The organism is Acidisoma sp. S159 (genome assembly GCF_009766125.1).
Taxonomy (GTDB): Bacteria; Pseudomonadota; Alphaproteobacteria; order Acetobacterales; family Acetobacteraceae; genus Acidisoma.
On record NZ_LMUG01000059.1, the window covers coordinates 795,642 to 813,698 of the forward strand.

Consider the following 18,057-nt stretch of genomic DNA (forward strand, 5'->3'; position numbering starts at 1 on the left):
CTGGCACGGTCGGGCCAGCACGGAGAATGGGATGCCACTTGCAGCCGATCCCAAGCGACGCACCAAAATTCGGGAAACATCGATGGGCAAGGACGATCTGCTCCGGGCATATCACGATATGCTCCTTATCCGCCGGTTCGAGGAAAAGGCCGGCCAGCTCTATGGCATGGGTCTGATCGGCGGCTTCTGCCACCTCTATATCGGCCAGGAGGCCGTAGTGGTGGGCATCCAGGCCGCGTTGAAACCAGGCGATGAGGTAGTCACCAGCTATCGCGATCACGGCCACATGCTGGCGACCGGCATGGAAGCGCGCGGCGTGATGGCGGAACTCACGGGCCGCGCCACGGGCTATTCCCGCGGCAAGGGCGGCTCGATGCATATGTTCAGCAAAGCCAAGGGCTTCTACGGCGGCCACGGCATCGTCGGCGCCCAGGTCAGCATCGGCACCGGCCTCGGTTTCGCCAATTGGTATCGCGGCAACGACAATGTGTCCGTGACCTATTTCGGCGAGGGCGCCTCCAACCAGGGCCAAGTCTACGAAAGCTTCAACCTCGCGGCGCTCATGAAGCTGCCGGTGGTTTTCGTGATCGAGAACAACCGCTACGGCATGGGCACCAGCGTCGAGCGGGCCTCGGCTTCCAAGGACCTCTCCAAGAACGGCCAGGCTTTCGGCATCCCCGGCCTGCAGGTCGATGGCATGAGCGTCATCGCGGTGAAGGAGGCGGCAACCCAGGCCATCGCGCATTGCCGCGCGGGGAAGGGGCCGTTCCTCCTCGAGATGAAGACCTATCGCTATCGCGGCCACTCGATGTCCGACCCGGCGAAATATCGCACGCGGGAAGAGGTGCAGAAGATGCGTAGTGAGCGCGACTGCATTGAATCCGTCCATGCGCTGCTGACCGAGCAGGGTGTGGATGAGGCCGATATCAAGCAGATCGACGACGAGGTTAAGGCCGTGGTTCAGGACGCCGCTGATTTCGCGCAGTCCAGTCCGGAGCCGGATGCCAGCGAACTCTGGACCGACATCCTGGTGGAGGCCTGACTCTGATGGCGACGCAGATCCTGATGCCGGCGCTTTCCCCCACCATGACAGAAGGCAAGCTCGCCCGCTGGCTCAAGAAGGTGGGCGAGGAAATCCGCGCCGGCGACGTCATCGCCGAGATCGAGACCGACAAGGCGACCATGGAGGTCGAGGCCGTCGATGAGGGCAAGCTCTCCTCGATCCTGGTCGAGGAAGGCACTGAGGGTGTCGCGGTGAACACGCCGATCGCCGAAATCGGCGGCGAGCCGGGTGCCGTCTCGGCTCCAGCGCCGGCCAAGGCGGAACCGGCGGAAGCCAAGGCGCCAGCGCCTGCCGCTCCGGCACCTGCCGCCGCCGCGCCAGGCCCGGCGCTTGCCAAGTCGGAGCCCGAGAAGGATTGGGGTGCCACCACCTCCATGACCGTGCGCGAGGCGCTGCGCGACGCCATGGCATATGAGATGCGCGCCGACGAGAATGTCTTTCTCATGGGCGAGGAAGTCGCCCAGTACCAGGGCGCCTATAAGATCAGCCAGGGCCTGCTCGAGGAATTCGGGCCGCGCCGGGTCATCGACACGCCGATCACCGAGCACGGTTTCACCGGCATGGCCGTCGGCGCCGCGATGACCGGCCTTAAGCCCATTGTCGAGTTCATGACCTTCAACTTCGCCATGCAGGCGATCGACCAGATCATCAACTCGGCCGCCAAGACGCTTTACATGTCCGGCGGTCAGATGGGCGCGCCGATCGTCTTCCGTGGCCCCAATGGCGCCGCCTCGCGCGTGGGCGCCCAGCATAGCCAGTGCTATGCGTCCTGGTACGCCCATTGCCCCGGCCTCAAGGTCGTTGCGCCCTGGTCATCGGCCGATGCCATGGGGCTGTTGCGGGCCGCCATCCGCGATCCGAACCCGGTCATCGTGCTCGAAAACGAGATGCTCTACGGCCAGAGCTTCCCTTGCCCGACCTCGCGGGACTTCGTGCTGCCGATCGGCAAGGCCAAGGTCGAGCGGGTCGGCGAGCACGTCACCATCGTTGCCTTCAGCATCATGGTGGGCGTGGCGCTTCAGGCTGCCGAGAAGCTCGCCGAACAGGGGATCAGCGCCGAGGTCATCAACCTCCGCTCGCTCCGCCCACTCGATACCGCGACCATCGTCGAGAGCGTGAAGAAGACCAGCCGTCTGGTTTCGGTTGAGGAGGGCTGGCCCTTCGCCGGCATCGGCGCCGAGATCGCGATGCAGATCATCGAGCATTGCTTCGACTGGCTGGATGCTCCGCCGGTTCGCGTGCATGGCCTCGATGTGCCGCTGCCCTATGCTGCCAATCTCGAAAAACTGGCCTTGCCGCAGCCCGATTGGGTCGTCGACGCCGTTCGCAAGATAGTTTGAGGGAGCACGCCGATGGCGACCAACATCCTGATGCCCGCTCTCTCGCCGACCATGACGGAGGGCACGCTCGCCCGATGGCTCAAGAAGACCGGCGAGACGGTGAAGGCCGGCGACATCATCGCAGAAATCGAGACCGACAAGGCGACCATGGAGGTCGAGGCGGTCGATGAGGGCGTACTCGGCAAGATCCTGGTCGCCGACGGCACGGAGGGGGTGAAGGTCAACGCCCCGATCGCGATCCTGGTGGCCGAGGGTGAGGCGGTGCCGGATGATGTCGCGGCACCAGCAACCGGCGCGCCGAAGTCCGCGCCGACCACAGTCGCGCCTGCCGCACAGACCGCTCCCACGCAGCCGGCCCCGGCTCAAGCGGCTCCCGCTCAGGTGGCGGCGCAACCGGCTGCACAGTCTCAGCCGAACGGCGCGGGGGGTAGCCGCATCATCGCCTCGCCTCTGGCAAAACGCATCGCTAAGGAACACGGCGTCGATCTTTCGGGCGTTACCGGTAGCGGGCCAAACGGACGGATTGTCCGCGCCGATGTAGAGGCGGCGCAAAGCCAGCCAGCAGCCGCGCCGAAGGCGGAGGCACCTGCCGCAGCAGCGCCAGCCGCCGCGAAGGCACCCGCTGCCGCGGCGCCAAAGGCCGCCTCGATCACCGCGCCGCACCAGCTCGTGCCGCATACCTCGATGCGCCGGGTCATCGCCAAGCGCCTCACCGAGAGCAAGCAGACCGTCCCGCATTTCTACCTGACGATGGATATCGAGCTCGATGCGCTGTTGAAGCTGCGCGGCGAGCTGAACGCCCGCTCCGCTAAGGATGGCGGCGGGGCGTTCAAGCTGTCGGTCAATGATATGGTCATCAAAGCCTCGGCGCTCGCGCTGCGCCGCGTGCCGAAGGTCAATGCCAGCTTCCTCGAAGAAGGCGTCGCTTTCTACGACGACGTTGATATCTCGGTCGCAGTCGCTATTCCAGATGGGCTGATCACGCCGATCATCCGCCGCGCCGATCAGAAGGGTCTGGCGACGATCAGCAACGAGATGAAGGACCTCGGCCTGCGGGCACGGGCCGGCAAGCTCAAGCCGGAGGAGTTCCAGGGCGGCGGTTTCTCAGTCTCCAATCTCGGCATGTTCGGGGTGAAGGACTTCCAGGCCATCATCAACCCGCCACAGGCTGCGATCCTGGCTGTCGGTGCGGGCGAGCAGCGGCCGGTGGTGAAGAATGGCGCTTTGGCCATAGCCACCGTGATGAGCGCCACGCTCAGCGTCGATCACCGCGTGGTCGATGGCGCGCTCGGGGCCGAATGGTTGCAGGCGTTCAAGGCGATTCTGGAAGAGCCGCTGAACCTCATGCTCTAGGCGGGGGGCCGTGGACACGCCGGGCGCCGTAACGCTCCGATTGGCTCGTCCTGGGGACGAGGCGACGATCCTTCGCTTCGTCCGTGCCTTGGCGGAGTTCGAGCGTCTGGCGCATGAGGTGACCGCAACGGAAGCGGATTTCTCGCAGTCGCTGTTCGGTTCGCCGCCACGGGCCGAGGCGCTTATCGCCGAATCCCATGGCGTTGCGGTCGGCTTCGCCCTCTGGTTCTACAACTTCAGCACCTTTCACGGACACCACGGCCTCTATCTCGAAGACCTTTTCGTCGAGCCTGCACGCCGGGGCCAGGGCGTAGCGCGCATGATTTTTCGCTTCCTCGCCGCGCGAGCCGTCGAGCAAGGCTGCACCCGCATGGATTGGGACGTGCTGGATTGGAACGAAAACGCCCTCCGCTTCTATCGCGGCATCGGCGCGCGGCCTAAGTCCGGCTGGACACGCCAGCGCCTGGAAGGCGAAGCGCTGGAAGCCCTGGCCCGTGGCTGAAGCATGACCGGAATGGACCGGTCGCGCCTATGTGATGGGCCAGCGGTGAGGCCTTGAGGCGGGGCGACCGGCGCTAAGACATCGACACTCGGCCTCTGCCGGGTCTGACGAAGTGGCGGCCCTCGGCCGGTTTAACATAGGGAGTGGCCACCATGGCCGAACAGCAATTCGACGTCGTGGTCGTCGGTGGCGGACCCGGCGGCTATGTCGCCGCCATCCGCGCCGCCCAGCTCGGCCTCAAGGCCGCGGTGGTGGAGCGCGAGCATCTCGGCGGTATCTGCCTCAACTGGGGCTGCATCCCGACCAAGGCGCTGCTCCGCACCTCCGAGATAAACCACCTGCTGCACCATCTGCCGGAATTCGGCTTCAGCTCCGGCGAGGCAATCACCTTCGACCTCGAAAAGGTCGTGAAGCGGTCACGCGCGGTGGCGAAGCAGCTCGCGTCGGGCGTCGGCTTCCTGCTCAAGAAGAACAAGGTCACGGTCTTTGACGGCCAGGGCAAGCTCGCCGGCAAGAACACCCTTGCGGTGGAGAAGGACGGCAAGCCTGTCGTCACCCTCAAGGCGCCGCATATCATCCTGGCGACCGGTGCCCGCGCCCGCGAACTGCCGGGCATCGAGGCCGACGGGAAGCTGATTTGGACCTATAAGCAGGCCATGGTGCCGACAATGATGCCGAAGACCCTGCTGGTGATCGGCTCCGGCGCCATCGGCATCGAATTTGCCAGCTTCTATCTGAACATGGGCGCCCAGGTGACGGTGGTCGAAGCGCTCGACCGCATGCTGCCGGTGGAGGATGAGGAAATCGGCGCCTTCGCCCGCAAGGCGCTCGAGAAGCAGGGGATGAAGATCATCACCAGCGCGGTGGTTAAGGGCGCCAAGAAAGGCGCGGATAACGTCACCGTCACAGTCGAGGCGGGTGGCAAGACCGAGGAGTTTACCGTCGACCGGGTGATTTCGGCTGTCGGTATCGTCGGCAATGTCGAGAACCTCGGCCTCGAAGGCACCAAGGTGAAGGTCGATCGGACCCACGTCACAGTCGATGGCTTCGGCCGGACGGAGGAGGAGGGCGTCTATGCCATAGGCGATCTCGCCGGCCCGCCGTGGCTTGCTCACAAGGCGAGTCATGAGGGTGTCGTGTGCATCGAGAAAATCGCCGGACAGCATGTCCATCCCATGGACATCGGCAATATCCCCGGCTGCACCTATTGCCGGCCGCAAGTAGCCTCCGTCGGCTTGACGGAGGCTAAGGCCAAGGCCGCCGGTTATGAGGTGAAGGTCGGCCGCTTCCCCTTCATCGGCAACGGCAAGGCCATCGCGATGGGCGAGCCCGAGGGCATGGTCAAGACTGTCTTCGATGCCAAGACCGGCGCGCTGCTGGGCGCCCATATGGTGGGGGCCGAGGTCACTGAACTCATCCAGGGCTATGTCATCGCGCGGACTCTGGAAACGACCGAGCAGGAGCTTATGGAGACGGTCTTTCCGCATCCCACGGTCAGCGAGACCATGCATGAGGCCGTGCTTGACGCCTGGGGCCGCGCCATACACTTCTAATCCCGCTCGCCCCGTCAGGTTTGTTCCGACGAGCATGACTGTTAGTTACTGATCCGCTCCGTGGGGAGACTGATGGCGACCCGCATTCTGATCGACCACCGCGAAGGCGGCACCGCGACCCTCCGCCACCCGGAGAAGGCGCACCGCCCTGACAATGCCATCGCGCGCAAGCCCGACTGGATCCGTGTCCGCGCGCCCAACCATCCGACCTACCACGAGACGCGCGAACTCATGCGCGCCAATAAGCTGGTGACGGTTTGCGAGGAAGCCGCCTGCCCGAATATCGGCGAGTGCTGGTCGCAGCGTCACGCCACCATGATGATCATGGGCGAGACCTGCACGCGCGCCTGCTCGTTCTGCAATGTTCGCACCGGAATGCCCGATGCGCTGGATGCCGGCGAGCCTGTGCGTGTCGCGGATGCGGTGGCTAAGCTCGGGCTGCGCCATGTGGTCATCACCTCGGTCGACCGGGACGATCTGGCCGATGGCGGGGCGCGGCATTTCTCGGCGGTGATCGGTGCCATCCGAGCCGCGGCTCCCGGTACTACGATCGAGGTGCTGACGCCCGACTTCCTGCGCAAGCCCGGCGCGGTGGAGATCGTCGCCGAGGCGGCGCCCGATGTCTTCAACCACAATCTGGAAACCGTGCCGCGCCTCTATCCGACAATCCGGCCGGGTGCGCGGTATTTCCAGTCGCTGCGGCTGCTCGACCAGGTGAAGATGCTGAACCCCGCGATCTTTACCAAGTCCGGCCTGATGGTCGGCTTCGGGGAGGCGCGCGCCGAGATCGGTCAGGTCATGGACGATCTGCGCATCGCCGATGTCGATTTCATCACGCTCGGCCAATACCTCCAGCCGACACCCAAGCACGTCAGCGTCACCGAGTTCGTGACGCCCGACGCCTTTGGCGACTACGCGACGCTCGCCCGCGCCAAGGGCTTCCTGATGGTGTCGTCCACGCCGCTGACCCGCAGCTCCTACCACGCCGATGCCGATTTCGCGGCGTTGAAGGCGGCGCGGGCCGAGCGGCTGACAGCACTCTCCGCCATGGGCGCCTGATGCCGCGTTACGCGGAGCAGAAGCATGTGCCCTATCGGCCGGACCAGATGTTCGACCTGGTCGCGGATGTCGCGCGGTACCCCGAGTTCCTGCCCTGGTGCGTCGGCGCCCGCATCCGCAGCCACACCGATGCGGAACTTGTCGCCGACCTCACCATCGGTTTCGGCCCGTTCCGCGAGAGCTTCACCAGCCGCGTGACCCTGGACCGGCCAGGGCATATCACCGTGCGCTACGAGAACGGCCCATTCCGTTACCTCAACAATCGCTGGAAGTTTTCCGAGGATCCGCGCGGCTGCCTGATCGACTTCTTCGTTGATTTCGAATTCCGCAGCAGGGTGTTGCAAATGGCCATCGGCGCTGTCTTCACCGAGGCGGTGCGCCGGATGGTCTATGCCTTTCTCAAGCGCGCGCGGGATGTCTATGGCCCGCCAGCCGCCACGATGAGCGTGGTGCCGGTTCCCGCGAAAGGCTGACTTGCCACATCAGTTCTGACGTCAGAACCGGCGGGCGGTTGTGCAATCTCAGCCGTTTCCGTAGATTGCAATTGCGAATGCCTCGCAATTGCATCGGAGCGTCACTCGTGGCTCATCATGATCAGCACCATCTGCCCCCCGTGGAGACCGCTTTGCTGCTGGCGATGCGGGCCTGGCTTGCGGCGCGCCGCCGTGGTTTGCCCGATTCGCCAGAGACGGGTGCTGTGCTGGAGATGCTGGGATGCCGCGAGGCGGTGGCGCCGCTCGGCGCGATGATGATGGCGCTGGCAACGCCGGCGGGGGCCTATCGCCCGATCGCGATTCGCTGTCTGTGCGACCGCTCGGTGTCTGCCGACGAGAAGCGGCTGCTGCATGTGGTTGCCCTCCAACAGCAGGCGCGGTCACTGGAGTCGATGATCCTGCTGCGCTCGATCCTGCGCGACGAGGCGGCGATGGCGGCGCAATGCGCGGCGTCGGTACTGGCTCAGGTCCTTGTCTGGGCGGATCAGAGACTGCTTGCGCCGGAGACCTCTATGCGCCTTGAGGTGCTCGCGACCGACGCGGCGTCTAACCCCCGCCAAGCCGCGACGATGCATTGACGCGGCGCGTTGGGGCGCGAGGGATGCTTAATCTGATACTCAACCGCGACCGAGGATCCGTCATGGCACGCGAAGGCGTGCCATCCACGTCTTGCCTTGGCGCAGAAAGCAAGCCGTGGATTCCCGGCCTTCGCCGAGCATGACGGGAGGAATGGGCACGGCCAAACTGAAGGCGCCCACTCTCTAAGGGCGGATGATCTCGTAATGCATCGAGGCGGTGATCGCGACGCTGTCCGCCTTGGTGCCCGCCGGGAAGGGCGGCAGGTCGGCGCCACGAAATAGTCCGAGCCAGGCTTGGTCGAGCAGCGCGTAGCCGGAGGTGGTGACAAAGGACAGGGCGCTCACATGGCCGGTGCGATCGACCGTGAAATGGACGACGACGTGCCCTTCCTGCCCGAGCATGCCCGCGCCTGGCGGATAGTATTTATGGTCTTCCACCCATTGCGCGAAGGCGGCGCGCCAGTCGGCGCCGATCGCCCCGGTAATCGCGAGATCGGCGCCATTCGCCGGGGCCTCCGATTGGTCGAGCGATAGGTTCAGCCCGCGCGTGCTGCGGCCGCCGCTGAGACTGCCTCCGCCGTTGAAGGAGAGACCGTTCATCATGACGCCGCCACCCAAGGTGCTGCGGCGTGAGGGCGCCTGGCGCGCAAGCCGGGGCGATGGGGGGGCTGGTGGCCGAGGCGGCGGCGGCGGCGGCGGCGGAAGTTCAGGCAAAGGCGGCTCGGGCGGAAGCGCCAGATTGACCTCGGGCTGTTCGCTCTCAACCGGCGGAGCCGGCGGCGGGACAGGAGCTGGCGGCAGAGCCGGTGGAGGTGGCGGCAGCTTGATCTGCGGCAAAGGCAAAACGGGCGCCGGTTTGGGCAGGGGCGGGGCCTTAGGTGTTGCTGGCGGCTTCGGCGCCGGAATGGGTGTCGGCGGCGTCGGTTTCGGTGGAGTGGGTTTCGGCGGAGTCGGCGCCGGAGGTGGCGGGGCAGGCGGTTGCGGCAGAGTCGGCGCGGGAGGTGCTGGCGGGGGCGGTTGCGGGAGCGGCTCGGGCGCCGGCGCGGCTTGTTCCGCTACTCGAGAGGGTGGACGGGGCACGGCGCCCTGTGGCGCCGCTTCGCGCGCCCGCTGCGCGGGACCGCGCACGCCTTTCGGCGCGCTGCTTTTCTTCTCGCCGCCCTCGAAGACGACATCGACGGCGGGCGAAGGCGTCGCCTCAGGCGGCGGCTTCAGCGGGATATTGATGATGAAATAGAGCAGTATCGCAGCGTGCAGGCACAGCGAGACGGCGAGCGACCATTCGAGCGGACGGCGGCGGGCGACGATTCGGCGCTTGGGCGCGAGCGGGATGCGGCGCGGTCCTGCGGGTCCTAGGTTCGGCATCCGCCGGGGGCTCGTCATACTATTTGCCGCAGGCCTCGGATGGCGGAAGGGCACCCGATAGCATGGCCGCGCCAAAGGTCTAAGCTCGGGTATTAGCTTGCCTGCCGCGAAACGAGTGTTGCGGCTTGCGGATGGAACGCTTTGACAAGGGGCGTTGGGTGCGCCTCGCTTTCAGCCTTATGGTCGCTCCAAGCGACGCCTCCCTGGCCCCTCCCTTGCAGGGAGGCAAATCTAGCCAGGGAAAACCTCTCCCCTCCCGCCAAGGGAGGGTTGGGGGTGGTGCCGTGGCAGTGCTCGGCGTCCGAGCGGATTGGGAACCGGTTGCCATGTATGCAGAGACCGTCGGCGGCACGCGTTATAGCTTTTCCGATCTCCGCACATTGCTTGCACGCGCGACACCTTTGCGTTCGGGCGATGTGCTTGCGGGCGTGGCCTCGGCCAGCATGGCGGAGCGCGTGGCGGCGCAGATGGCGCTGGCCGCTCTGCCGCTCGCGGCGTTTCTCAGCGAGAGCGTGGTGCCCTACGAGAGCGACGAGATCACGCGGCTCATCGTCGATGGTCACGATGCCGCCGCCTTCGCGCCGATCCGCCATCTCACTGTCGGCGGCTTGCGGGATCATCTGCTATCGGATGAGGCGGATGGCGAGGCGCTGGGGGCGCTGTCACCGGGCCTCACACCCGAGATGGTCGCGGCGGTTTCGAAGATCTGCCGCATTCAGGATCTCATCCTGATCTCCGCCAAGCGGCGCGTGGTCACTCGCTTCCGCAATACGATCGGTTTGCCGGGCCGTCTTGCCTCCCGCCTGCAGCCGAACCATCCGACCGATGACCCCGCCGGCATTCTCGCCAGCATCGTTGATGGGTTGCTGCTGGGCTGCGGCGATGCGGTGATCGGCATCAACCCAGCCTCAGACAGTCCGCAGCGTGTGCATGACCTGCTGAGCATGCTCGATGATCTACGCCAGCGGCTGGAAGTGCCGACGCAAAGCTGCGTGCTGACGCATGTGACGACAGCGATCGAGCTGATGAATAGCGGAACGCCGGTCGATCTGGTGTTTCAGTCGATCGGCGGCACGGAGGCCACGAATACCAGCTTCGGCTTCGGCCTTTCGACCTTGCGCGAGGCGCGCGAGGCGGCGCTTTCGCTCGGGCGCGGCACCATCGGTCAGGACGTGATGTATTTCGAGACCGGCCAGGGCAGCGCGCTGTCCGCCGACGCGCATCATGGTTGCGATCAGCAGACGATCGAGGCGCGTTCCTATGCCGTCGCCCGCGCCTTCTCGCCGCTGCTGGTCAATACCGTCGTGGGCTTCATCGGGCCGGAATATCTCTATGACGGCAAGCAGATCATCCGGGCCGGGCTGGAAGACCATTTCTGCGCCAAGCTGCTCGGCGTGCCGATGGGTTGCGACGTTTGCTACACCAACCATGCCGAGGCGGATCAGGATGACATGGACCTGCTGATGACCACGCTCGCCGCGGCCGGCCTGACCTTCATCATGGGCGTGCCCGGCGCGGATGACGTGATGCTCGGTTATCAGAGCACGAGTTTCCACGATGTCCTCGCGCTGCGGCAGATGCTGGCGCTGAAGCCCGCGCCGGAATTCGAGGCGTGGCTGGAGCGCGCCGGGCTGATGGATGCGGCCGGACGCGTGCGGCCACTGGAAATGCCGGAGCGCTTCCACAAACTGATCGCGGCATGAGCGGCGGTGATCGCTGGAGCCATCTTCGCGGCCTGACCGCCGCGCGTATCGGGCTCGGCCGCGCGGGACCTGGGATAGCAACCACCGACCATCTCGCTTTCCGCGCCGCCCATGCCTTGGCGCGGGATGCGGTGCATGCGTCGCTGGATTTGGATGCGGTGGCGGAAGCGATGACGCCTCTTGGCCTGACCGTGCTGCATGTCGAAAGCCGCTGTATGGATCAGGCGACTTACCTGACGCGGCCGGATCTTGGCCGTCGTCTGGCATCCGATTCGGCGCTTCGTCTCAAGACGGCGGGGCCGGGTGCCGAGGTCGCGATCCTGGTCGCGGGCGGGCTCTCCGCCTTGGCGACGGGCAGCCACGCGGCGACACTGCTCGCGCTGATGGTTCCGGTCATTCTGCGCGGCGGCCGAACGGTGGGTCCGATCTGCCTCGCGCCGCGCGGACGGGTGGCTTTGGGGGACGAGGTCGGCGAGTTGTTGGAAAGCAAGCTCATGCTGGTGCTGATCGGTGAGCGGCCGGGTCTGTCCTCGCCGGATAGTCTGGGCGCTTACGTCACCTTTGGGCCCCGGCTCGGCCGGACCGATGCGGATCGCAACTGCGTTTCCAATATCCGGCCAGAAGGCATGGTATTGGATGAGGCGGCGCGGCGGGTGGGCTGGCTGATCGACCAGGCTCTGGCGCGGCAAATCAGTGGCGTTACCCTCAAGGACGACAGCGACAGGCTGTTGGCTGCGACACCTCAGCCGGGCGCCCTTCCGCAGGCTGGATGACTGGTCTTCAGCCAGCCATGCGAGCACCATCGCGGGCGGCGAACCAGGAATCCACAGCATCCGACATCGATTGGGTAATCTGCTGGCGGTGGGATTGCTGGCGCAGCGCCGTCTCGTCCTTGAAGTTGGACATGAAGCCCATCTCGACCAGGACGCTGGGAATTTCGGCCGATTTCAGCACGACGAAGGCGGCGTGGCGGGATGGCTGGTTAAGCATCTGCGTGCCGCCGGTCAGGCAGCGCACCATGTCCTGCTGCAAGGTCGCCGAGCCGATCCGCGTCTCCTGGCCGACCAGACTTGCCAGTATCCGGGCAACTGAGGGGGAGACCCCGGTGAAACCTGGGCCGCCGAAGCGGTCCGCGCTATTCTCGCGCGCGGCGAGGCCGGCGGTCTGGGCGTCCGAGGCGTTGGTGGAGAGCGTGTAGACACTCGCGCCGCGCACGCTGTGGTCGGGGACCGAATCGGCATGCATGGATACGAAGAGATCGGCGCCGTGCTGCTGAGCTAGGCCGACGCGTTCCTCCAGCGGGATGAAGCGGTCGCCGGCGCGGGTCATCAGCACGCGGTAGCGGCCGCCCTTCTCGAGGCGCGACTTGAGGTCATGCGCGGCCGCGAGCGCCACGTGCTTTTCGTAGGTGCCGGCGACGCCGATGGCGCCCGGATCCTTGCCGCCGTGACCCGGGTCGAGCATGACGACCGGAGAATGCTTGGAAGAGCGCGCGACCGTCGCGGGGGCGTGTTTGCCGCCGCGGTGCAACCGCTTTCTCAGGGTCTCCGCTTGGGCAAGGGCGGGCAGGATCCAGCTCGGCAACAACAGGCTCGCGATAACGCCCGTGCCCAATACGAGTCTACGCTCGATCATGGCGTGGGAGGCAGGAAGCGCATTTCCCTGAGTGTTTTGAGCGTTCACGGGGCAGAACTTAACAGGTGAGCTTCGCGAAATCATCTTTCCTTTGAGATGGCCGATATTAATTTGCGGCATAATCGGCCTCGGCGATCGGGTCGCCTTGCAACCCCTGGCGGTTTGGCTCATCCTTATAGGCAGGGCGTGTGCTGGATGTGCCGATCGTCGGCTCCGGCTCCCCGCTTCTGCGTGTTCAGGCAAACGGGTCTAACCCGGCCTCATCCGTTTCCGCCTCCGCGGCGCGCCGCGAGCGTGACGCGGTGCGGGAGCGAGCCAGGACCGCGCCTTATCAACACAGCCGTTCGTGAGCGAGCGGCGCATCCCCCGGTGGTAGGGACACGTTCGATGACGACGGCCTTTCAGAGCCTCATTGTGAGAGCAAGGCCGTCCGATCCGTGGACCAGCCGCCACCTTATTTCACTCATTGCAAGTCGCCGCGTATCGGCGGCCGTGCCCGCATTCCGGGCACGCCGGAGTTTTTCAGTACATGACGAAAAGAATGCTCATCGACGCGACCCATGCGGAGGAGACCCGGGTCGTTATCCTGGACGGCACGAAGCTCGAGGATTTCGACGTCGAGACCTCCACCAAGAAGCAGATCAAGGGTAACATCTACCTCGCGAAGGTCATCCGGGTAGAACCCAGCCTTCAGGCCGCCTTCGTCGAATACGGCGGCAATCGCCACGGCTTCCTGGCTTTCGGCGAAATCCATCCCGACTATTACCAGATCCCCGTCGCCGACCGGCAGCGCCTGCTCGAGATCGAGGCGGCCGAGTTGCGCGCCGAGGAGGAGGCTGAGGCGGCCGAGGAAGCCGCTCAGGATCGCGCGGCCTCGCGGGGCCGCAAGGTGTCCGGCTTTGCCGAAGCGCAGAGCGAAGCCCCGATCATTTCGGAATTCGATGCGATCGAGCCCGCCTTCGAGGCGGCGGTTGAAGCGGAACTCGAAAACGCGCCCGCCGAACAGCCGACCGTTGCGGCCGAAGCCCTTATAGGCGCTTCAGTCGAGCCGCCGGCCGAGGAAGAAAGCGAAGCGACATCCACGCCGAGGGCGCAGCCTGCGGCGATGGCGCGGGATATCGTAATCTCGGCTGAGGCGCCTCCCGAACTGGCCGAGGCGGATCTGCCGTCCTTCGCGGAGCCTGAGGGCCATGTTTCCGTCGCGCAGGATGACGCGACCGAGGAGGCGCCGGAGAATATCGGCGGCGCCGAGGGCAATGATGGCGGCGAGGAGGCGCCCGAGCGGCGCCAGTCCACCCGCTTCATGCGCAACTACAAGATCCAGGAAGTCATCCACCGCCGCCAGATCATGCTGATCCAGGTGGTGAAGGAGGAGCGCGGCAATAAAGGCGCGGCGCTGACCACCTACCTGTCGCTGGCCGGCCGCTACTGCGTGCTGATGCCCAATTCGCCGCGCGGCGGCGGGGTTTCCCGCAAGATCACCTCGCTCGCCGATCGCAAGCGCCTGCGCGAGGTCATTAAGGAAGTCGATATGCCGGCGGGCATGGGCATGATCGTCCGCACCGCCGGCGCCAACCGGCCGAAGCCCGAGATCCGGCGCGACTGCGAGTATCTGTTGCGGTTGTGGGACGATATTCGCGACCACACGCTGCAATCGGTGGCGCCGTCCCTCATCTACGAGGAGGCGAGCCTTATCAAACGGGCGATCCGCGACGGCTATACCGGCGATATCGAGGAAGTGCTGGTCGATGGCGAGGCCGGCTGGAAGGCCGCGCGCGACTTCATGCGGATGCTGACGCCGCAGCATGTCTCCAAGGTCCAGCTATGGCGCGACAGCGACCTGCCGCTTTTCGCCAAGCATCAGGTCGAGTTGCAGCTCGACGCCATGATGAGCCCGACCGTGCAGCTCAAATCCGGCGGCTATCTGGTGATCAACCAGGCCGAGGCGCTGGTCGCGGTCGATGTGAATTCCGGCCGCTCGACGCGCGAGCGCAATGTCGAGGAGACAGCGCTGCGCACCAATCTCGAAGCGGCGGATGAGGCGGCGCGCCAGTTCCGCCTGCGGGATCTCGCCGGGCTGATCGTGATCGACTTCATCGACATGGAGAGCCGCAAGCACAATGCGATGGTGGAGCGGCGCCTCAAGGAAGCGCTGAAAAACGATCGCGCGCGGATCCAGATTGGCCAGATCAGCCATTTCGGCCTGCTCGAAATGAGCCGTCAGCGGCTGCGCCCGTCGCTCGCCGAGACCGCCTTCGTGACTTGCCCGCATTGCCTTGGCCTCGGGCACGTCCGCAGCGTCGAAAGTTCGGCCATCCATGTGCTGCGTGCGCTTGAGGAAGAGGCGGCGCGACGCCGTGCGTCCGAGTTGCAGGTGCATCTCGCCGGTGCGGTCGCGATGTATATCCTCAACTTCAAGCGCGAGCGTCTGGCGGCGATCGAGCGTATTCACGGCATCCAGATCATCCTGTTGCAGGACGAGAGTTTACTGGCGCCGCAGGTGCGCATCGAGCGTTCGAAACCCTATGTGCAGAGTGGCGAGGCGCCGCAGATCGGCGGCCCGATCGCCATGAACACCTCCGCCACTGCGGTCTATGACACCGCCGCGGAGGATGAAGCAGGGGAAACCGCCGCAGTGCTGCATTCGACACCGCAATCCGTGCCCGTTCCCGAGGCGGCCATCATCGCTGCCGCGGTGCAGGCGCAGGTCCAGCCCAATGCGCAGCAGAGCGCGAGTGGCGAGGAAGGACAGGAGCGTCGCCGTCGCCGTCGCCGCCGCCGTCGTGGCGGCCGTCGTGAGGAAGGCCAGGAGGCTGGCGCCGCGAATAATACGCAGCCGTTCCAGGGCGAAGGCGAGTTCCAGTCGGAAGGCGGCTTCGAGAGCGACGACGAGGAAGACGGCGACCTGCTTCAGGCAGCCGATCCCACGCCCGCGCCGCAGGAGCCGGCGATCCCGCCGATCTCTCCGGACGAGCCTTCGCCCGGGCCACGGGATCCGGGCGTTCCGCCGCTGCCCGATCGTCCGGTTCCCGGTCCGGGACCCGAAATACCGGAGCGTCCGGGCCGCGAACCCGAATTGCCTGTGCCGAATGGTCCGGGGCCGGAGATTCCGGGTGATCCCAGCGGCCCTGGTCCCGACATCATGCCGCCGATCGGGCCATCGCCCGAGATGCCGCAGCCGGTGGCTATGGCGGAGACGACCGGTGGCCGCCGCCGGCGCAGCAGTCGCGGTGGCGGGCGGCGCAGCGAGGTTAGCGGCACCGGTGAGCCGGTTCCGTATCGCGGTCCAACCCCGGCCAATCCCTATGCGGGGCAGGTCGATGAGCTCTTCGCGGCGCTAGACTTTGTGCCGGAGCCACAACCCACGCGACTCGCGCCGTCTGATGTCCCGGAGCAAAGCGCGGTGGCAGCCGCCGAGGCTTTCGCGGCCGACGAAGCTTCGACGGCGGACATGGCCGTCGCGGCTGAGAGTCCGGCGGTCGAGACGCCCGAGGTTGCGGCGCCCGTTGCCGACGTGGTGCCCGCTGAAGCGGTCGAAGTGGCGCCGGTGGCGCGCAAGGGGCGCGCTCCCGCGCGCACCCCAAGGGCCCGGAAGCCAAAGGAGGCCGCGGCGCCTTTGGAGCTGCTAGGCGAATTGGCGCCGGACGAAGTTCACAGCGCGCCGGCGCCTCGTCGGCGCGCTGCGCCACGCGCTCGTGCGGCTGCGGCGCCGACGCCGCGCATGCCAAGCGAGGAGGATGCTCAGCTTGAGGAGGAGATGGTGCACCAGCCGCCGCTCAACTCGGGCATCAGGAGCAATGTCTTCGACCCCGCGCCACTGATCCCGCCCGATGGCACCGAGGCCCCGGCGTCCGATCCCTATGCTGAACAAGCCGAGCGTTCGGCCGCTCCGGTGATCCAGCCGGTGGTGGTTGGAGTCGATACGGTGGGTGCGGAAAAGAAGCGCGGATGGTGGAAGCGCTGACATAGAAATGGCAGGCCCGCTGACGCGGGCCTGCCATCGTCTGAGGCATCCAACGCAAGACTGATTACGAAACGGGCATAACTCGTTCGTATTCGAAAAAAACCGGGAAAACTTCAGACTTTTCTAATGGACGAGGGCGGATTATCTCCGCATGCTTCAGTCACGGATGAGGTTAGGTCCTCATTCTGTCGTGTGACTGGCGTTTCCTCCCTAAACTTGGCCCGCGGCGCGATGGCGTCGCGGGCACTTCTTTATCTAGCGGGCAGCCTCCTGTCACGAGCTATTGTGTCGTTGTGCACGAATTTTTATCGAAACATTTACCTAGTCGCGTAGTTACGAACCAATATTCCTACAACGAAGATACCGCTGGTCTGTTAGTTGATGATAGCTCGCGGAAGTTGCCGGATTTGACGGCCGCGCGCGCATTACTTGCGCTCTGGGTATTGGCCTATCATCTCGACCTTCATCTGGCTTTTCCGCTTCTGCGTCCCTGGGTGAAGCGCGGCTACCTCGGCGTCGATGGCTTCTTCATCCTCTCGGGCTGTGTGCTCGCCCATCGCTATCCAAGCCTGGGACTGCGACCCCGCGACGTTTTGCTCTTCTGGTGGCGCCGTCTCGTCCGGCTTTATCCTGTCCACCTCACCCTGCTTCTGCTGCTCGGCGGCTGGTTCCTGCTCGCCGAGGCGGCAGGCGTTGCGCCACATCAGGCAGGTCGTGCCAGTGGACGCGAGTTTTTCCTGCAGCTCCTCATGCTGAATGGCTGGGGCGCCAGCCAAGGCTGGAGCTGGAACTATCCGTCCTGGTCGGTCAGCACGGAATGGGCCGGCTATCTGGCTTTTCCTCTCCTTCTGAGCCTTGTCTCGGGTTTCGGAGTGAGGATTGCGGCTTTGGGCTCCCTGGTCCTGTGGGCCGCGCTGGGGGCCGTGGCGCTACTCTCGCCCGCCGGTCTCAACCTGACCTATGCCGGTGCGCTCTGGCGGTTTTTTCCGGAGTTCCTGGCCGGAATGGCGATCGCCATCATGCTGCCGGCCATGGGGCAGCGTAACGCGGCTTTGGCGGGTCTTGTGGGGCTTATGGTGGCGACGCTCGGCATTTTGGCTGGGACGCCAGATTCCGCCGCCGATGCCGTGGCGGTGGGCGGTATCTTCCTTTGCCTTCTTTCGCTCGCGGCCAATCGAAACCGCGTTCTTGGCCGGGTGCCGGGCCTTACGGCGCTCGGCGGGCTCTCCTACTGCGCCTACATGTCCTACGCGCCGGTCGAACTCGCCTTCGCGCGGCTTTGGCGGCATGCCGGCCTGGATCCCAGCCGGCATGCATGGTCCTGGGCGGCGCTCATGTCTCTTGCGATCCTGGCGCTCGCCTGGCTCCTTGCGCGATTCGTGGAGCGCCCCGCGATCCGCCATCTGGCGGGCCGGGCGGTTGATCGTTAGACCCTTCCCGCCTGCAGA

The 18,057-nt window shown here is 65.7% G+C and carries 14 protein-coding genes; 12 read left to right on the forward strand and 2 right to left on the reverse strand.

Features of this window, described 5'->3' with window-relative positions:
* Positions 1-31: 31 nt before the first annotated feature.
* The 8 genes from pdhA to GSQ92_RS20505 all read left to right on the forward strand — a co-directional run bounded on the left by pdhA (position 32) and on the right by GSQ92_RS20505 (position 7,942).
* A complete protein-coding gene (gene pdhA, locus GSQ92_RS20470; protein ID WP_371418042.1) occupies positions 32-1,042 on the forward strand; it encodes a pyruvate dehydrogenase (acetyl-transferring) E1 component subunit alpha in 1,011 nt (336 codons plus the stop codon).
* A 5-nt stretch (positions 1,043-1,047) separates the two neighbouring features.
* Positions 1,048-2,403, forward strand: a complete 1,356-nt coding sequence (locus tag GSQ92_RS20475) for a pyruvate dehydrogenase complex E1 component subunit beta (RefSeq protein WP_158804475.1) — start codon at positions 1,048-1,050, stop codon at positions 2,401-2,403.
* Positions 2,404-2,415: 12 nt separating this feature from the next.
* Complete coding sequence (locus tag GSQ92_RS20480; RefSeq protein WP_158804474.1) at positions 2,416-3,756, forward strand: pyruvate dehydrogenase complex dihydrolipoamide acetyltransferase; 1,341 nt, start codon at positions 2,416-2,418, stop codon at positions 3,754-3,756.
* 10 nt (positions 3,757-3,766) lie between these two features.
* A complete protein-coding gene (locus GSQ92_RS20485) occupies positions 3,767-4,258 on the forward strand; it encodes a GNAT family N-acetyltransferase (RefSeq protein ID WP_158804473.1) in 492 nt (163 codons plus the stop codon).
* 152 nt (positions 4,259-4,410) lie between these two features.
* On the forward strand, positions 4,411-5,811 hold the full coding sequence (gene lpdA, locus GSQ92_RS20490) for a dihydrolipoyl dehydrogenase (protein ID WP_158804472.1): 1,401 nt from the start codon (positions 4,411-4,413) through the stop codon (positions 5,809-5,811).
* A 72-nt stretch (positions 5,812-5,883) separates the two neighbouring features.
* Positions 5,884-6,870 carry a lipoyl synthase gene (lipA, locus tag GSQ92_RS20495; RefSeq protein WP_158804471.1) on the forward strand — a complete coding sequence of 329 codons (987 nt, stop codon included), beginning with the start codon at positions 5,884-5,886 and terminating at the stop codon, positions 6,868-6,870.
* Positions 6,870-7,343 carry a type II toxin-antitoxin system RatA family toxin gene (locus tag GSQ92_RS20500; RefSeq protein WP_158804470.1) on the forward strand — a complete coding sequence of 158 codons (474 nt, stop codon included), beginning with the start codon at positions 6,870-6,872 and terminating at the stop codon, positions 7,341-7,343. The genes lipA and GSQ92_RS20500 overlap by 1 nt, the downstream gene beginning before the upstream one ends.
* 107 nt (positions 7,344-7,450) lie before the next feature.
* On the forward strand, positions 7,451-7,942 hold the full coding sequence (locus GSQ92_RS20505) for a hypothetical protein (protein WP_158804469.1): 492 nt from the start codon (positions 7,451-7,453) through the stop codon (positions 7,940-7,942).
* A gap of 183 nt (positions 7,943-8,125) precedes the next feature.
* On the opposite strand, the gene GSQ92_RS20510 is transcribed toward GSQ92_RS20505, so the two are convergent.
* A complete protein-coding gene (locus GSQ92_RS20510; RefSeq protein WP_158804468.1) occupies positions 8,126-9,307 on the reverse strand; it encodes an energy transducer TonB in 1,182 nt (393 codons plus the stop codon).
* 326 nt (positions 9,308-9,633) lie between these two features.
* Here GSQ92_RS20510 and GSQ92_RS20515 point away from each other — a divergent pair, with 326 nt between their 5' ends.
* On the forward strand, positions 9,634-11,010 hold the full coding sequence (locus GSQ92_RS20515) for an ethanolamine ammonia-lyase subunit EutB (RefSeq protein WP_158804467.1): 1,377 nt from the start codon (positions 9,634-9,636) through the stop codon (positions 11,008-11,010).
* Positions 11,007-11,783: an ethanolamine ammonia-lyase subunit EutC gene (gene eutC / locus GSQ92_RS20520; RefSeq protein ID WP_158804466.1), complete on the forward strand. Its 777-nt coding sequence runs from the start codon at positions 11,007-11,009 to the stop codon at positions 11,781-11,783. Before GSQ92_RS20515 ends, eutC begins: the two co-directional genes overlap by 4 nt.
* A 7-nt stretch (positions 11,784-11,790) precedes the next feature.
* Here the strand turns inward: eutC and GSQ92_RS20525 are convergent, their stop codons facing one another.
* Positions 11,791-12,645 carry an N-acetylmuramoyl-L-alanine amidase gene (locus GSQ92_RS20525; protein WP_158804465.1) on the reverse strand — a complete coding sequence of 285 codons (855 nt, stop codon included), beginning with the start codon at positions 12,643-12,645 and terminating at the stop codon, positions 11,791-11,793.
* Positions 12,646-13,174: 529 nt separating this feature from the next.
* Here GSQ92_RS20525 and GSQ92_RS31070 point away from each other — a divergent pair.
* Together GSQ92_RS31070 and GSQ92_RS20540 are read left to right on the forward strand one after the other, a co-directional pair.
* On the forward strand, positions 13,175-16,609 hold the full coding sequence (locus GSQ92_RS31070; RefSeq protein WP_305782231.1) for a ribonuclease E/G: 3,435 nt from the start codon (positions 13,175-13,177) through the stop codon (positions 16,607-16,609).
* Between the two features lie 407 nt (positions 16,610-17,016).
* Positions 17,017-18,039 (forward strand): acyltransferase, encoded by a 1,023-nt coding sequence (locus tag GSQ92_RS20540; protein WP_159013882.1) that lies wholly within the window; start codon positions 17,017-17,019, stop codon positions 18,037-18,039.
* The last annotated feature ends 18 nt before the right edge of the window (positions 18,040-18,057 follow it).

What these genes read in the sequence shown, in the direction of transcription:
- GSQ92_RS20480 (WP_158804474.1), top strand. Translation starts at nt 2,416, where the DNA reads ATGGCGACCAACATCCTGATGCCCGCTCTCTCGCCGACCATGACGGAG.
- GSQ92_RS20525 (WP_158804465.1), bottom strand. Translation starts at nt 12,645, where the DNA reads ATGATCGAGCGTAGACTCGTATTGGGCACGGGCGTTATCGCGAGCCTG.
- eutC (WP_158804466.1), top strand. Translation starts at nt 11,007, where the DNA reads ATGAGCGGCGGTGATCGCTGGAGCCATCTTCGCGGCCTGACCGCCGCG.
- GSQ92_RS20510 (WP_158804468.1), bottom strand. Translation starts at nt 9,307, where the DNA reads ATGCCGAACCTAGGACCCGCAGGACCGCGCCGCATCCCGCTCGCGCCC.
- lpdA (WP_158804472.1), top strand. Translation starts at nt 4,411, where the DNA reads ATGGCCGAACAGCAATTCGACGTCGTGGTCGTCGGTGGCGGACCCGGC.
- GSQ92_RS20475 (WP_158804475.1), top strand. Translation starts at nt 1,048, where the DNA reads ATGGCGACGCAGATCCTGATGCCGGCGCTTTCCCCCACCATGACAGAA.
- pdhA (WP_371418042.1), top strand. Translation starts at nt 32, where the DNA reads ATGCCACTTGCAGCCGATCCCAAGCGACGCACCAAAATTCGGGAAACA.
- GSQ92_RS31070 (WP_305782231.1), top strand. Translation starts at nt 13,175, where the DNA reads ATGACGAAAAGAATGCTCATCGACGCGACCCATGCGGAGGAGACCCGG.
- GSQ92_RS20515 (WP_158804467.1), top strand. Translation starts at nt 9,634, where the DNA reads ATGTATGCAGAGACCGTCGGCGGCACGCGTTATAGCTTTTCCGATCTC.
- GSQ92_RS20500 (WP_158804470.1), top strand. Translation starts at nt 6,870, where the DNA reads ATGCCGCGTTACGCGGAGCAGAAGCATGTGCCCTATCGGCCGGACCAG.
- lipA (WP_158804471.1), top strand. Translation starts at nt 5,884, where the DNA reads ATGGCGACCCGCATTCTGATCGACCACCGCGAAGGCGGCACCGCGACC.